This window comes from Zoogloea oleivorans (genome assembly GCF_008107625.1).
GTDB classification, from domain to species: domain Bacteria; phylum Pseudomonadota; class Gammaproteobacteria; order Burkholderiales; family Rhodocyclaceae; genus Zoogloea; species Zoogloea oleivorans.
Map to the genome: position 1 here is coordinate 80060 of NZ_SDKK01000009.1, position 15299 is coordinate 95358.

Sequence of the window (15299 nt, forward strand, 5' to 3'; positions counted from 1 at the left end):
CATGACGGACAGCCCCCAAACCTACACCGATCTGCGCAGCGTGGAGCAGTACCGCAAGCTCCTGCGCAATCTGCACACCCTCAACGCGACCGAGAGCCACGCCACCCTGGTGCGCATGCTCGAAGGCCTGCTGGCCAGCCCCCTGGGGCCGGAGGAGCAACTCGAAGTCCTCGAATCGGCACGCCAGACGATCACTTTCGTGCAGCACGAAATGTCGTCCCGCTACGCCGCCCACCCGCTGCCCCCCGACAGCGCCGAGGATGCCACCCTGCGCCAGGTGGTCCGCCTGTGGACCGCCCTGAGCACCGCCTACGCACGGCTCTCCGAAGGCGGTAGCGGCACCGACGAGTTCCGCGCCCAGTGGCCGCTGCTGGCACAGCGCCGCATCCAGTACCTCGGCCAGGTCATCATCGAGTATTTCCGGGCTCACCGGGCCGAACCGCCGGGTGCCTGGAAATCGGTACATGCCGCATTCATCGAAGCCGAACGGGCCGGCGTCTCCCACAGCCGGGTCATCGACCCGCTCAACAACACCTGGAAAGCCCAGAGCCCGGACGAGGCCTACATCGCCCTGCTGCTGGTGGACCTGACCAATCCCTACGGCCGCAACCAGCGCGAGCTCAACTGGATCTGCCGCTGGGCCCAACGCTTCGCCCCCTACTGCATCATGCAGAGCACCTGGGAAAAGGACGACGCCCGCGCCTACGGCCTCGATCTGTCCGAAGACCACGGCCTGCGGCCGATCGCCCTGATCGGCTCGCGACCGGGCATGCGCCGCTTTGACGGCCACCGCCTGGCGGCCCAGATCAAGGCCATGCTGGCCGAGTTCAAGCAGGGCACCACGCCGGCCTCCCTGGGCCTTGGCGACGACTGCTCCCAGCCGGCCTGCGCCCGCCTCCTCGTGTCGCTGTATCGTCCGTGGGGGATGTCGGCCGCCGGGCGGCGCTTCCCGCGGCGCAGCAAGAAGGGCAGCAACAAGATCTGCACCGAATGGGACGGCATTGGCCTGCTGGTGTCAGGGCAGGAATTCATTCCGCCCAACCGGCGCCAGACCATGGGCAGCCGCTACGACATGAATGTGATCACCTTCGGTGCCCGCGTGGACAACGAAGTCATGCCAGTCATGGATCCGGAAGTGGAAGCGGTGCGGCGCGGCTACAACATCGACGAATGGGCCACGGTCGATCACTCCGTGTCGGGCTTCCGCCTCCAGCGCAAGCACGCGGGCCAGCGCATCGAACACCACCAGCTGGTCGGCATCAAGCCCAGCGACGGCAATCAGTACCTGCTCGGGCAGGTGAGCTGGCTGATGTACGAACCGGACGGCACCCTGATGGCCGGCATCCATTTGCTCGCCGGGCTGCCGTCGACAGTGGCCGTGCGGGGCACCGGCGTCAATGTGGGCAGCCACGAACCTTACCTGCAGGGGTTTCTGCTGCCCGAAATCACTGCCATGCGGGCACCAGCAACCATTGTGCTGCCAGGTGGCTGGTTCCACGCCGACCGGGTGCTCGAACTGCACAACGGCGCCTCCCGGCAGGTTCGCCTGACCACGCTGGTGGCGCGAGGCACCAACTTCGATCAGGCAACCTACGAGAACATCGTCAGCTGACCAGCCGACGGGCCGGGAAACAGGCCGTGAAGCGGCTGCCCTGCCCCGGCTGACTGTCGATCAGCAAGTCGCCCTGGTGGCGACTCACCACGTGCTTGACGATCGCCAGCCCCAGGCCGGTACCGCCGGTTTCCCGCGAACGGCCCCGGTCTACCCGATAGAAACGCTCGGTCAGGCGGGGAATGTGCTCCGGCGCAATGCCGATCCCGTCATCCGCCACCGAATATTCGACCACTGAGCCGCGCTGTCGCCAGCCAATACGGATGTGCCCGCCTGTCGGCGTGTAGCGCACCGCGTTGATGGCCAGGTTGGCGAAGGCGCTGTAGAGCTCCTTGGCATTGCCAAGAAGGCGGGCGTCGCTGGCACAGTCGAGTTCGATGACATGACGGCCGGCGGAGACAACCTCGGCCTCCTGCTGGACTTCTTCGAGCAACTGGACCACATCCACCGGCTCTTCCAGCTGCATCGGCGCACCGGTTTCGAGGGCCGACAGGGTCAGCAGATCCTGGATCAGGCGCTGCATCCGCCCAGCCTGCTCGGAAGCCAGGCCCAGGTAGTGGCGAATGTCTTCCTTGCCGAGATCATCGAGCCCGTCGATCACCGTTTCGAGGAAGCCGCTCACCACGGTCAGTGGCGTACGCATCTCGTGGGACACGTTGGCGACAAAATCCCGCCGCATGGCCTCCAGGCGTTCGCCCTGGGTGATGTCCTCGGACATCAGCAGGCGCATGTCCTCGCTGAAGGGCACCACATGGACCATCAAGGTCCGGCCGATCGGGCGGCTGGCGGTAAAGGTCAGCGGCGCATCATGCTGCTCCTGCTGCAGGTAGCGCACAAAATCGGGCTGGCGAACGATGTTGGTGACCGGCGTGCCCTGGTCCCGCGCCCGGTCAAGACCGAAATGCTGCTCGCCCTGACGATTGACCCATTCGATGGTGTTGCTGTTCGACAGGAACATCAGCCCGTGAGGCATTGCCTGACTGGCTTCGCGGAAGCGCTCCAGCGCCGCGGACAGGCGTTCCTGATGGTGGCTGGCGGTACGCGCCCGCCGGTTCACATCGGCGAAAACGTAGTCCCACATGCCAAAAGCGCGCGGCAACGGTGCAGCCTCTTCGACGGGAGTCCGCAGCCACCTGACCAGCTTGAAAAGGTTATTGACGTGGTAAGCACCCGCCAGCATCAAGGCCACAGAGAAAGTGATGAGCGCCGGCACCAGCCCGAAAAATACCCCAACAGCGACAGCCAGAATGGCGATAAGCGCCAGAATGGTTAAAACGGCAACACGAATGTAGCTGATCGGACGGATGAGCACCACGTCTCCAACAGACTGGACCGGCACGGATTATCGCACCGCTACCGGCGTTTCCTGCTGGGTCGAGAAACGATATCCACTGCCGCGCACCGTCTGCACCAGGCTATCAAGGTTGCTCGGCTCAAGAGCACAACGCAGGCGCCGAATATGCACATCGACCGTGCGCTCCTCGACGAAGACATGGTCGCCCCATACCTGGTCGAGCAACTGGGCGCGGGAATGGACCCGCTCCGGGTGAGTCATCAAGAAGTGCAGCAGGCGGAATTCGGTGGGGCCGAGGGTGATCGGATTGCCGCCGGCGGCCAGCCGGTGCGTGGCCGGATCAAGGCGCAGGCCGCCCAGATCGACCGGATCCTCGGTGGTTTCCGGCGCCCGGCGTCGCAGCACAGCCTTGATGCGGGCCACCAGTTCGCGGGGCGAGAAGGGTTTGGTGATGTAGTCATCGGCGCCAGATTCGAGGCCGAGGACCTTGTCCTGCTCCTCGCCGCGAGCAGTCAGCATGATCAGCGGAATGCCCCGGGTACGCTCCTCGGCACGCAAACGGCGGGCAAACTCGACACCCGACATGCCGGGCAGCATCCAGTCGAGGAGTATCAGGTCCGGCAGTGCATCACGCACGATGCGCTGGGCGGTTTCCGCATCGGAAGCCCGCACCACATGATGGCCGGCCCGCATGAGATTGGCGGCAATGAGTTCCTGAATTGCAGGCTCGTCTTCGACAAGCAGAATGGTAGCGGCCATGAAAACCTCGGTGGGATGACAAGACAAGCGCAGTGTATTGCAGCTACTTTAACGTTTCATGACAGGTCACAAGCCTGCAATGCAGCTTGGCTCCTGTGAGTACAGGGCGCCGGGGCCGCCTTCTAGTATCATGTCCGGATTCCACATTCTGACGACGGAGCCCCAATGGCCGGCCTTCGCAAGGACGATCCCGTCCCCACCGAGATCAAGCTTCACCAACGCTCGCACCTCATGGAGGTCGCCTTCGACGACGGCCGGCGCTTCGAATTCAGCTATGAGTTCCTGCGCGTCAACTCCCCGTCCGCCGAAGTCCGCGGTCATGGTGTCGGCCAGGAAGTCCTGCAGCTCGGCAAGCGGGACGTCGACATCACCCGCATCGAGCCGGTCGGCAACTACGCGATCCGCCCGATCTTCTCCGATGGCCACGACAGCGGCCTGTATTCGTGGGATTACCTCTACCAGCTCGGCGAGAACCACGACGAACTGTGGCAAACCTACCTGCTGCGCCTAGCCGAAGCCGGTGGCAGCCGCGATCCTGCCGACCTCCCGCCACCCGCGCCCAAGGCCGGCGGCTGCGGTCACCACCACTGATTTTCCGCCGGGCCAGTTGTCCCGGCCAACCGATCCCCTCTCCAGATCATGAACGACAAGACCACTCACTTCGGTTTCCAGAAGGTTGCCGAATCCGAAAAGGCCGGCAAGGTACGGGGCGTGTTCTCCTCCGTGGCCAGCAGCTACGATGTGATGAACGATCTCATGTCCTTCGGCCTGCATCGCCTGTGGAAGGCTTTCACCGTGCAGATCGCCGGCGTGCGCAAGGGCGACCGGGTGCTCGACGTGGCCGGCGGCACCGCCGACCTGTCCCTCGCCTTCGCCAAAAAGGTCGGCCCAACCGGCCAGGTGTGGCTCACCGACATCAATCACGCCATGCTCTCCGTCGGCCGTGACCGGGTTGTCGACAAGGGCTTCCTGCTTCCCGTGGCCCAGTGCGACGCCGAAAAGCTGCCCTTCCCGGACAACCACTTCGACGTGGTCACCGTCGCCTTCGGCCTGCGCAACATGACGCATAAAGACCAGGCCATCGCCGAGATGCGTCGCGTCCTCAAGCCCGGCGGCCGCCTGCTGGTGCTGGAATTCTCCAAGGTCTGGAAGCCCCTCGCCCCGGCTTACGACTTCTACTCCTTCAAGCTGCTGCCGATGATGGGGGAGAAAGTCGCCAAGGATGCCGAAAGCTATCGCTACCTGGCCGAAAGCATCCGCATGCACCCGGACCAGGAATCCCTCAAGGACCTGATGGAACAGGCCGGCCTGGCGCGCGTTGAATACTTCAACATGAGCGCTGGCGTGGTCGCCCTGCACCGGGGCTACAAGCTCTAGCATCGCGCCGCTTCCCGCGGACCATCAACGCGGGGGCTTCGGTCCCCGTTTTCACTCATGGAGTCGAGATGTTCGCCTCGTCAGCCATTGCCGGCCTCAATCACCTTCTTGCCGATGCCCCGTGGGCGCGGGAGCGCCTCGCGCCCTTCGCCGGACGCACCGCGATCTTCGTACTCAAACCCCTGGAGCTCGGCCTTGGTATCGACAAGGACGGCTACTTCAGCGATGCCGCGACCACGGAACCGGACGTATCCCTTGAGCTGCCCCTGGCCTCCCTGCCCAAAGCCATGGGGGGCCCGGATGCGCTGATGAGCGACATCCGCATCAGCGGCAATGCGGACCTCGCCGACGCCCTCGGCTTCGTCCTGCGCAAGTTGCGCTGGGACGGCGAAGAGGCTTTGTCGCGTGTCATCGGCGACATTGCCGCCCATCGCGCAGTGGGCACGGTCCGGAGTCTTGCCGGCTGGCATCGTCAGACCGCGCAGAATCTGCTCGAAAACCTGGCTGAGTACTTTGGGGAGGAACAGCCCGTCCTCGTCAAACGTCACGCACTGGAAGACTTCTCCCGCACCACCACCGTCTTGCGCGACGACCTTGCCCGCCTGGAAAAACGTTTGCGCAAGCTTGAGTCCCGCAACTAAACGGCACCAGGAACCAAACAAAAAGGGCAGCCCTTGCGGACTGCCCTTTTGCAATACAGCGACTTCGTCTTGATCAGTGACCGCGCTTCTTCAGCTTGCTGATTGCCGCGATCTGGGCCAATGCCGAAGCCAGTTCGGACTGAGCCTTTGCGTACTCCAGGGCAGAACCCTGATTCTGCAGAGCCTCTTCAGCCACACGCTTGGCTTCCAGAGCCTTCGCCTCATCCAGATCCTTGCCACGGATGGCGGTATCCGCCAGAACCGTAACCAGACCCGGTTGAACTTCCAGCAGGCCGCCAGCCACAAAAACCAGCTCTTCCTCAGCCTGGTTCTGGACCTTGACGCGCACGGCACCCGGCTTGATCCGGGTCATCAGCGGCATGTGGCCGGGCAGAATCCCCAACTCACCAGCTTCGCCGGGCAGGGCCACAAATTCAGCCAGACCGGAGAAAATCTGCTCTTCCGCGCTAACGATATCGACGTGAATAGTCATTGCCATAGCTAGTATCCTCTTCGATCCGGCGGGCTCCTGAGGAACACCACCGGATGGTCGCGATGATTAGAGGGTCTTCGCTTTTTCGAAGGCCTCTTCGATCGGGCCGACCATGTAGAAGGCCTGCTCGGGCAGATGGTCACATTCGCCGGCAACAATCATCTTGAAGCCCTTGATCGTTTCCTTCAGGGGGACGTACTTGCCGGGGGAACCGGTAAACACTTCCGCCACGAAGAACGGCTGCGACAGGAAACGCTGGATCTTACGAGCACGGGACACCAGAAGCTTGTCTTCCGGAGCCAGTTCGTCCATACCCAGAATCGCGATGATGTCGCGAAGTTCCTTGTAACGCTGAAGGGTCACCTGAACACCGCGAGCGGTGTTGTAGTGCTCTTCGCCCACAACCAGCGGATCGAGCTGACGGGAGGTGGAGTCGAGCGGATCGACAGCCGGGTAGATACCCAGCGAGGCGATGTCACGCGACAGCACGACGGTCGAGTCGAGGTGAAGGAAGGTGGTCGCGGGGGACGGATCGGTCAAGTCATCCGCAGGCACATACACGGCCTGGATGGAAGTGATCGAGCCCACCTTGGTGGAGGTGATCCGCTCCTGCAGACGGCCCATTTCTTCGGCCAGCGTCGGCTGGTAACCCACCGCAGAAGGCATACGACCCAGCAGCGCGGACACTTCGGTACCGGCCAGGGTGTAACGGTAGATGTTATCCACGAAGAACAGGATGTCACGACCTTCGTCACGGAAACGCTCGGCCATGGTCAGACCGGTCAGCGCAACACGCAGACGGTTGCCCGGGGGTTCGTTCATCTGACCGAACACCATCGCAACCTTGTCGAGAACGTTGGAGTCCTTCATTTCGTGGTAGAAGTCGTTCCCTTCACGGGTACGCTCGCCCACGCCGGCAAACACCGACAAACCGCTGTGCTGCTTGGCGATGTTGTTGATGAGCTCCATCATGTTCACGGTCTTGCCCACACCGGCGCCACCGAACAGACCCACCTTGCCGCCCTTGGCGAACGGGCAAATCAGATCGATAACCTTGATACCGGTTTCGAGCAGATCCACGGACGGGGACAGTTCGTCGAACTTCGGAGCCTTCTGGTGAATGGTCCGGCGCTCGTCGCACTGGATCGGGCCGGCTTCGTCGATCGGACGACCCAGCACATCCATGATCCGGCCCAGCGTGCCGTGGCCGACCGGCACGGCAATGCCCTTGCCACTGTTCGAAACTTGCATGCCACGACGCAGGCCGTCCGAAGACCCCAGCGCAATGGTACGCACAACGCCGTCGCCCAGTTGTTGCTGAACTTCAAGAACCAGTTCAGCACCTTCCAGGGTAAGGGCGTCGTAAATCTTGGGCATCGCGTCGCGCGGGAATTGCACATCCACCACGGCGCCGATGCATTGAACGATCGTTCCTTGACTCATCGTCGTTTCCCCAAACTTGTTAAAGCATTACACCGCGGCTGCGCCACCGACAATTTCGGACAGTTCTTTCGTGATCGCTGCCTGACGAGTCTTGTTATAGACCAGTTGCAGTTCGCCGATCACGCTGCCGGCGTTGTCAGAAGCGGCCTTCATCGCCACCATCCGGGCACTCTGTTCGGATGCCATGTTCTCGGCGACAGCCTGGTACACCAGCGCTTCGACATAGCGCACCAGGAGTTCGTCGATCACCACCTGCGCATCCGGCTCGTAGAGGTAGTCCCAGTTCCCTTCGGGGGTTCCGAGACGCTCGCCGGTCAGCGGGAGAAGCTGCTCAAGCTGGGACTCCTGCTTCATCGTGTTGATGAAGCGGGAGTAAACAAGGTGCACTTCGTCCAGCTCACCATTCTGGAAAGCATCGATCATGACCTTGACGGGTCCGATCAGCTTTTCCAGATGGGGAGTATCCCCGAGCTGGGTGACATGCGAGACGACCTTGGCACCCAGACGCTGCATGAAACCCAGCCCCTTGTTGCCAATGCAGGTCACACGCATGTCGGTGACACCCTTGCTTTCCCAATCCTTGAGCGCGCTCAACCCGGTGCGCAAGGTGTTGGTGTTGAGGCCGCCGCACAGACCCTTGTCGGTCGTTACGACGATCAGCCCAACACGCTTGACATCGTTCTTCGTAACGAGGAACGGATGCTTGTAGTCGGTGATGTTGGCTGCAGACAGATTCGCGGCGAGACGGCGGATCTTCTCGGCATAGGGACGGGCAGCCCGCATGCGCTCTTGAGCCTTGCGCATTTTGGAAGCTGCAACCATTTCCATGGCCTTGGTGATCTTTTTAGTGTTCTGGACACTCTTGATCTTGTTACGGATCTCTTTACCGCTAGCCATTTCGCTCTCCGTATGCCTGCGTTACGCCCAGCTCTTCTTGAACTCTTCGATTGCGGCGCCGAGTTGCTTTTCGCCTTCCGCATCGAGAACCTTGGTCGACTCGATCTTGGCAACAAGATCGGCAGCCTTGGTCTTCACGAACTGGTGCATCGCAGTTTCGCAAGCCAGGGCACGCTTGACATCGACATCGTCGAAAGCGCCCTTATTGACTGCGAACAGCGTGATCGCCATTTCCGAAACCTTGAGCGGCGCGTATTGCGGCTGCTTCATCAGTTCCGTAACGAGACGACCGCGCTCGAGCTGCTTGCGGGTAGCTTCGTCCAGGTCGGAAGCGAACTGCGCGAACGCAGCCAGCTCACGGTACTGGGCGAGTGCCAGACGCACACCGCCGCCGAGGTTCTTGATCACCTTGGTCTGAGCTGCACCACCCACGCGGGACACCGAGATACCCGCGTTGATAGCGGGACGGATACCTGCGTTGAAGAGGTCGGTTTCCAGGAAGATCTGACCGTCGGTGATCGAGATCACGTTGGTCGGAACGAACGCGGAAACGTCACCAGCCTGGGTTTCGATCACGGGGAGAGCGGTCAGCGAACCGGTCTTGCCCTTGACTTCACCGTTGGTGTACTTCTCGACATACTCTTCGGACACGCGGGCTGCGCGCTCGAGCAGGCGGGAGTGCAGGTAGAACACGTCGCCGGGGTAGGCTTCACGGCCCGGGGGACGACGCAGCAGCAGGGAAACCTGACGGTAGGCCCAGGCTTGCTTGGTCAGATCGTCATAAACGATCAGGGCGTCTTGACCGCGATCGCGGAAATACTCGCCCATGGTGCAACCGGAGTACGGAGCGATGTACTGCATCGCAGCGGACTCGGAAGCGGTAGCAGCAACAACGATGGTGTATTCCATCGCGCCGTGCTCTTCAAGCTTGCGCACCACGTTGGCAACCGTCGAAGCCTTCTGGCCGATTGCAACGTAGATACAGAAAACGCCTTCGCCCTTCTGGTTGATGATGGCATCAACGGCGACGGCGGTCTTGCCGGTCTGGCGGTCGCCAATGATCAGTTCGCGCTGACCACGACCAACCGGAACCATTGCGTCGACCGACTTCAGACCGGTTTGCACCGGCTGGGAAACCGACTTGCGCCAGATAACGCCCGGAGCGACCTTTTCGATCGGCTCGGACAGCTTGGCGTTGATCGGACCCTTGCCGTCGATCGGCTGACCGAGGGAGTTCACGACACGGCCCAGCAGTTCGGGACCAACCGGAACTTCCAGAATGCGGCCCGTGCACTTCACGGTGTCGCCTTCGGAAATGCCTTCGTATTCACCCAGAACCACGGCGCCGACGGAGTCGCGTTCGAGGTTCATGGCGAGGCCAAAAACGTTGCCGGGGAATTCCAGCATTTCGCCCTGCATGGCATCCGAAAGGCCGTGGACACGGCAGATACCGTCGGTCACTGAAACCACGGTACCCTCAGTGCGGGCATTCGCGGACAGCTGCAGGTTCTGAATCCGACTCTTGATCAGGTCACTGATTTCAGAGGGGTTGAGTTGCATAGCTTATGCTCCTAGTTCTTTAGCGCGGCGGCCATGTTCGCGAGCTTGCCGCGGACCGAGGCATCGATGACTTCATCCCCAACGGCGATCTTGACCCCACCAATCAATTCGGGGTCTACGCTGACGATTACGTTGAGCTTGGCCTTGAAACGGGCTTCCAAGTCAGCAACGAGCGCTTTCAGCGTGGCATCGTCCATCGGGAACGCGGAGGTAATGTTCGCCTCCTTGACGCCTTCTTGTTCGTTCTTGAGGATAACGAACAGGTCACGGATCTCGGGAAGCACTTGCAAACGCTCATTCTCGACCAGGACACGAACATAGTTCTGCTGTTCGGCAGATAGTCCGGTACCGGATACATCAAGAAAAAGCCCTGCCAGTTGTTCCGGCAGGAGCTTGGGATCGGTAATGCAATCCCGCATTTGCGGATCGGAGGCCACTGCGGCCAGCCGATCTAGTACTTCCGACCAAGGCCCCAGCGCATTGCCCGCAGAAGCGAGCTGAAATGCCGCTTCAGCATAGGGGCGTGCGATGGTGACGTTCTCGGCCATGGCTTATTGAAGTTCCTGTTTCAGGTTGGCCAGCAGGTCGGCATGCGCCTGAGCGTTGATTTCCTTGCGGAGAATCTTCTCGGCGCCGGCAACAGCGAGTTGGGCGACCTGATCACGCAGGGCTTCCTTGGCACGTTGAGCAGCGACGCCAGCTTCGGCTTCAGCGGCTTCACGGGCCTGGGCAATGATACGGGCGGCTTCGGCGCGAGCTTCATCGACGAAAACTGCAGCCTGCTTTTCAGCAGAGGCACGAACGTCCGTAGCGGACTCACGCGCCTTGCGCAGTTCTTCGACGACTTTCTTCTCGGCATGAGCGAGATCGCTCTTCGCCTTGTCCGCAGCCGTCAGCCCGTCAGCGATCTTCTTCGCACGCTCATCGAGTGCCTTCACAATGGGGGGCCACACGAACTTCATCGTGACCCACGCCAGAATGAAGAACACAACGAGCTGGGCTACCAGGGTTGCGTTCAGATTCACGGTAATCTTCCTTTAGTCAGGTTGAACCGCGAAACTCAGAGCTTGAACGGGTTGGCGAACGCGAACATCATGGCGATACCAACGCCGATCAGGAACGCAGCGTCGATCAGACCAGCCAGCAGGAACATCTTGGTCTGCAGGGCATTCATCAGTTCGGGCTGGCGAGCGGATGCTTCCAGGTACTTGCTACCCATGATGCCAATACCGATACAGGCACCGATAGCGCCCAGACCAATGATCAAACCGGCGGCCAGAGCAACAAAACCAAGAACGTGTTCCATGACGACTCCTTTAGTTGAGATGATTTAAATTGAAACCGAAACGACTGCTTAAACTTTGAAACTTAGTGACTTTCGTGCGCCTGACCGATGTACACCAGGGTCAGCATCATAAAGATGAATGCTTGAAGCGCAACGATCAGGATGTGGAAGACGGCCCAGATGGAACCGGCAACAACGTGACCGAGGAAACCAAACACGGTAGCGGTACCACCCATCAGCGCGATCAGCATGAACACCAGCTCGCCAGCGTACATGTTGCCGAACAACCGCATGCCGTGGGAAACGGTCTTGGCGAGGAATTCGATCATCTGCATCAGGAAGTTGATCGGGTACAGCAGCGGATGCGAACCGAAGGGGGCGGTGAAGAGTTCGTGAACCCAGCCGCCGAAACCCTTGATCTTGATGTTGTAGTAAACACAGATCAACAGCACGCCGATGGACATGCCAAGAGTGCCGTTCAGGTCGGCCGTGGGCACGACGCGGAGGTAGGCATGTTCGTCACCGGTGATCAGTGCCCAGATCTTCGGCAGCAGATCGACCGGCAGGAAGTCCATGGAGTTCATCAGGAAGATCCAGAAGAACACCGTCAGGGCAACCGGCGCAACAAACTTGCGGGACTCGGCGCTATGCACGATGCCCTTGGCCTGATCGGCCACCATTTCGAAGAGAATTTCGATGGCTGCCTGGAAGCGTCCCGGAACACCTGAAGTCGCTTTATTGGCGGCTGTAATCAGGATGAACAGGGTGACGACACCCATGGCAATAGAGAAAAAGATGGTATCCAGGTTCCAGACGCTCCAGTCGATGATCGCGGTTTGGGCGTGACCAGTCGAATTCAGGTGGGTCAAGTGGTGGACAATGTATTCACCCGCGGTAGGGGCGTGCGCTTCGTGGCCAGTGCTCATGGTTAGTTCTTCACCAAAAATGCAAATAAATTCGCCTTCAGCGCCACAACAAACCCGATAAACAGCGCCAACCAATGGACGTCTGCATACACGAGCTGAACGGTCGCCAACAATCCTACGGTTGACGCGATCTTTACGAACTCGCCAACGAAAAACTCAAGCGGATACGACGCATCGGGACGCTTGGCAACTGCGCTCAGACGCAGGGCGAACAACAAATTGGGAAGAACACAGGCTGCGCCTCCCAACGCCGCCGACAGCGCACCTGGCAACCCCATTACTAATCCGGCAATCAATGATGCCAGTATTGTCGCGCCTATCTGCAGGTATACCGCTTTTAACATTGGTTCTCTGCGTGGCACGTCGGGTGTTGCGCCATCCGCCGTACGAAAAACGTGCGGATGGTAAGGGTTAACCGTAGCCAAGTCAATGCTTGCTGCACTGCGGCAATCAGATGGCCGCCGGCTGCCGCTAATCGAATGCAGCACAAGGAGTTGACATGCCTGACAAACATATCGATCATTATCGATATGAATAAAGACTACTCCCGGGCCATTCCGGAAACCTGGTGTGACATCGCAGCAGTCTTTGCGGCTCTCGGCGACGAGCACCGACAACGCATCCTGCTCACCTTCGAACCTGGCGAACGGCTTAACGTCGGTCAGATTGCGGAGGTGTCCACTCTCGCCCGGTCAACCGTATCCCATCATTTGAAGGTACTTCGGGAGGCTGGGGTGCTGCAGGCTGAGCGTGAGGGGAAGGAAATTTATTTCCACGTGAACAAAGCATTTCTGCAGGAGGCCTTTGGCAAGGTCGCCGTGTATCTCGATACCTGTCTCTAGACTCCAGGCTCCGACCCGCTCTCCCTCAATCATGCGAAACCTCATCAAAGCCCTGCTGCGCAGCATCGCCTCCATCCTGTTCCGCGTTCGCATCAACGGATCGCTACCGGAGGAAAAATCCCGGCTGCTGATCGTCGCCAACCACGAATCCTTTCTCGACGGCCTGCTGCTCGGCCTCTTTCTGCCCCTCGATCCGGTCTTCGTCGTGCATACCGGCGTAGTGCGCAACCCGGCCTTCCGGCTTCTCCTCGCGCTGGTGGATTACCTCGCTGTCGATCCGACGAGTCCGATGGCGATGAAGAAAGTGATCCGCCTTATCGAGGGCGGACGCCCGGTGGTGATCTTCCCGGAAGGCCGCATCACCACCACCGGCAGCCTGATGAAGACCTACGACGGCCCGGCCTTCGTCGCCGCCAAGACCGGCGCGACCATCCTGCCGGTGCGCATCGACGGTGCCGCCCGCACCTATTTCTCGCGGCTGGCCGCCCACGTGCCACGCAAGCTCTTCCCGCGCATCAGCCTGTCGATCCTGCCCACCACCCGCATCCCGATGCCGGATGCCGCCACCGCCCGCCTGCGCCGTCGCAAGGCGGGTGAAGCGATGCGCCGCCTGATGCAGGAAATGATTTTCGCAACCCGCCCCGAGCAGACCCTCTTCGGCGCCCTGCTCGACGCAGCCGACATCCACGGGGTCAATCGGCGCCAGATCGAGGATCTCAAGCAGATCGAATACAGCTACCGCGACCTCATCAAGATGGCCCTCGCCCTTGGGCGCCTGGTGGCGAAAGAAAGCCAGCCCGGCGAACGGGTCGGCCTGCTGCTGCCCAACCTGGCGCCGACCCTCGGCCTGATCTTCGGCCTGGCGGCCCATCGGCGCACCGCCGCGATGCTCAACTACACTGCCGGCGTCGATGGCATGCAGGCCGCCTGTACCGCCGCCCAGGTGCACACAATCATCACCTCGCGCGCTTTTGTCGAGCAGGCCAAGCTCGGCGACAAACTCGCGGCCCTGCAGGGCGTGCATCTGCGCTACCTCGAAGACCTGCGCGACACCATGAGTTTTGGCGACAAACTGTGGCTGATGCTGTGGGCGCTGCCCTTCCCGCGCACTGCGCTGCCAGCGGGATCGCCCGAAGACGCGGCGGTGGTGATGTTCACCTCCGGTTCCGAAGGCAAGCCGAAGGGCGTCGTGCTGTCGCACCGGGCACTGCTCGCCAACATCGCCCAGATCCGTGCGGTGGTCGATTTTTCTACCGATGACAAGATCCTCAACGCCCTGCCGCTGTTCCACTCCTTTGGCCTCACCGCCGGCGGGCTGCTGCCGGTGCTCACCGGTGCCAAGGTCTTTCTTTACCCCTCGCCGCTGCATTACCGGGTCATCCCCGAACTCGCCTACGACCGCAACTGCACGGTGTTGCTCGGCACCAGCACCTTTCTCAGCAACTACGCCAAGTTCGCCCATCCTTACGACTTCTACCGCCTTCGCTACGTGATCGCCGGCGCCGAGAAGCTCGCCACACCCGTGCGCGACCTGTGGTTCGAGAAGTTCGGCATCCGCATCTTCGAAGGCTACGGTGCCACCGAAACCGCCCCCGTACTCGCCGTCAATACCCCGATGGCCTTTCGCAGCGGCACCGTCGGCCAGTTTTTGCCGGGCCTGCAGCACCAGCTGGTGCCGGTCCCCGGCATTCCAAAGGGCGGCATGCTCCACGTGAAGGGCCCCAACCTGATGTCCGGCTACCTGCGCTTCGAGCAGCCCGGCGTACTGCAACCACCCGCCTCGCCCGCCGGCGAGGGTTGGTACGAAACCGGCGACGTGGTCGAGATCGACGAAGACGGCTTCGTGAAGATCGTCGGCCGGGTCAAGCGCTTCGCCAAGGTGGCCGGCGAAATGGTGTCCCTCGAAGCCGTCGAAAAGCTGGCTGCCGTCGCCTCGCCCGGCGCTGCCCATGCCGCCTCGACGCAGCCGGATCCGGCCCGCGGCGAAACCATCCTGCTGTTCACCACCGACCGCCAACTGGCCCGCGAACAGCTCCAGAGCGCTGCCCGCGACAGCGGCTGGCCGGAAATCGCCGTGCCTCGCCGGATCATCCCGGTAGAAGCCCTGCCACTGCTCGGTACCGGCAAGATCGACTACGTCACCCTCAAGCAATGGGCCGAAAAAGCCTGA

At 61.3% G+C, this 15299-nt stretch carries 17 protein-coding genes; 6 read left to right on the top strand and 11 right to left on the bottom strand.

Going from position 1 to position 15299, the window contains the following annotated elements; all coding sequences use genetic code 11:
- The first annotated feature begins 1 nt into the window (after nt 1).
- On the top strand, nt 2–1612 hold the full coding sequence (locus ETQ85_RS10965) for a hypothetical protein (protein ID WP_148579095.1): 1611 nt from the start codon (nt 2–4) through the stop codon (nt 1610–1612).
- On the opposite strand, the gene phoR is transcribed toward ETQ85_RS10965, so the two are convergent.
- Both phoR and phoB read right to left on the bottom strand, forming a co-directional pair.
- Nucleotides 1605–2924: a phosphate regulon sensor histidine kinase PhoR gene (phoR, locus tag ETQ85_RS10970; protein ID WP_246128739.1), complete on the bottom strand. Its 1320-nt coding sequence runs from the start codon at nt 2922–2924 to the stop codon at nt 1605–1607. The two genes, ETQ85_RS10965 and phoR, sit on opposite strands and share 8 nt — an antisense overlap.
- Nucleotides 2925–2954: 30 nt before the next feature.
- Nucleotides 2955–3665, bottom strand: coding sequence for a phosphate regulon transcriptional regulator PhoB (gene phoB, locus ETQ85_RS10975; protein ID WP_148579096.1), 711 nt, complete (start codon nt 3663–3665; stop codon nt 2955–2957).
- 165 nt (nt 3666–3830) lie between these two features.
- Between phoB and ETQ85_RS10980 the strand changes: the two genes are divergently transcribed.
- The 3 genes from ETQ85_RS10980 to ETQ85_RS10990 all read left to right on the top strand — a co-directional run bounded on the left by ETQ85_RS10980 (nt 3831) and on the right by ETQ85_RS10990 (nt 5683).
- Nucleotides 3831–4256 carry a gamma-butyrobetaine hydroxylase family protein gene (locus ETQ85_RS10980; RefSeq protein WP_148579097.1) on the top strand — a complete coding sequence of 142 codons (426 nt, stop codon included), beginning with the start codon at nt 3831–3833 and terminating at the stop codon, nt 4254–4256.
- Between the two features lie 48 nt (nt 4257–4304).
- Nucleotides 4305–5042, top strand: a complete 738-nt coding sequence (gene ubiE / locus ETQ85_RS10985) for a bifunctional demethylmenaquinone methyltransferase/2-methoxy-6-polyprenyl-1,4-benzoquinol methylase UbiE (protein ID WP_148579098.1) — start codon at nt 4305–4307, stop codon at nt 5040–5042.
- Between the two features lie 68 nt (nt 5043–5110).
- Nucleotides 5111–5683, top strand: coding sequence for a ubiquinone biosynthesis accessory factor UbiJ (locus ETQ85_RS10990; protein WP_148579099.1), 573 nt, complete (start codon nt 5111–5113; stop codon nt 5681–5683).
- A 73-nt stretch (nt 5684–5756) separates the two neighbouring features.
- Here ETQ85_RS10990 and ETQ85_RS10995 read toward each other — a convergent pair whose 3' ends face one another.
- The 9 genes from ETQ85_RS10995 to ETQ85_RS11035 all read right to left on the bottom strand — a co-directional run bounded on the left by ETQ85_RS10995 (nt 5757) and on the right by ETQ85_RS11035 (nt 12631).
- Nucleotides 5757–6182, bottom strand: coding sequence for a F0F1 ATP synthase subunit epsilon (locus ETQ85_RS10995; protein WP_148579100.1), 426 nt, complete (start codon nt 6180–6182; stop codon nt 5757–5759).
- A gap of 60 nt (nt 6183–6242) precedes the next feature.
- On the bottom strand, nt 6243–7619 hold the full coding sequence (gene atpD / locus ETQ85_RS11000; protein ID WP_148579101.1) for a F0F1 ATP synthase subunit beta: 1377 nt from the start codon (nt 7617–7619) through the stop codon (nt 6243–6245).
- 27 nt (nt 7620–7646) lie between these two features.
- Entirely contained in the window at nt 7647–8516 is an 870-nt protein-coding gene (gene atpG / locus ETQ85_RS11005; RefSeq protein WP_148579102.1) for a F0F1 ATP synthase subunit gamma, read from the bottom strand.
- Nucleotides 8517–8537: 21 nt separating this feature from the next.
- On the bottom strand, nt 8538–10076 hold the full coding sequence (gene atpA / locus ETQ85_RS11010) for a F0F1 ATP synthase subunit alpha (protein WP_148579103.1): 1539 nt from the start codon (nt 10074–10076) through the stop codon (nt 8538–8540).
- Between the two features lie 11 nt (nt 10077–10087).
- The gene (locus ETQ85_RS11015) at nt 10088–10624 is read right to left on the bottom strand and encodes a F0F1 ATP synthase subunit delta (RefSeq protein ID WP_148579104.1); all 537 of its coding nucleotides are present in this window, start codon (nt 10622–10624) and stop codon (nt 10088–10090) included.
- Nucleotides 10625–10627: 3 nt separating this feature from the next.
- Nucleotides 10628–11101 (bottom strand): F0F1 ATP synthase subunit B, encoded by a 474-nt coding sequence (locus ETQ85_RS11020; protein WP_148579105.1) that lies wholly within the window; start codon nt 11099–11101, stop codon nt 10628–10630.
- 35 nt (nt 11102–11136) lie between these two features.
- Nucleotides 11137–11382: a F0F1 ATP synthase subunit C gene (atpE, locus tag ETQ85_RS11025; RefSeq protein WP_148579106.1), complete on the bottom strand. Its 246-nt coding sequence runs from the start codon at nt 11380–11382 to the stop codon at nt 11137–11139.
- Nucleotides 11383–11444: 62 nt separating this feature from the next.
- On the bottom strand, nt 11445–12287 hold the full coding sequence (gene atpB / locus ETQ85_RS11030) for a F0F1 ATP synthase subunit A (RefSeq protein WP_148579107.1): 843 nt from the start codon (nt 12285–12287) through the stop codon (nt 11445–11447).
- Between the two features lie 2 nt (nt 12288–12289).
- On the bottom strand, nt 12290–12631 hold the full coding sequence (locus tag ETQ85_RS11035; RefSeq protein ID WP_148579108.1) for an ATP synthase subunit I: 342 nt from the start codon (nt 12629–12631) through the stop codon (nt 12290–12292).
- 135 nt (nt 12632–12766) lie between these two features.
- On the opposite strand from ETQ85_RS11035, the gene ETQ85_RS11040 reads away from it, so the two are divergent.
- The gene (locus ETQ85_RS11040; RefSeq protein ID WP_246128740.1) at nt 12767–13129 is read left to right on the top strand and encodes an ArsR/SmtB family transcription factor; all 363 of its coding nucleotides are present in this window, start codon (nt 12767–12769) and stop codon (nt 13127–13129) included.
- A gap of 31 nt (nt 13130–13160) precedes the next feature.
- Nucleotides 13161–15299, top strand: coding sequence for a bifunctional acyl-ACP--phospholipid O-acyltransferase/long-chain-fatty-acid--ACP ligase (gene aas, locus ETQ85_RS11045; RefSeq protein WP_148579109.1), 2139 nt, complete (start codon nt 13161–13163; stop codon nt 15297–15299).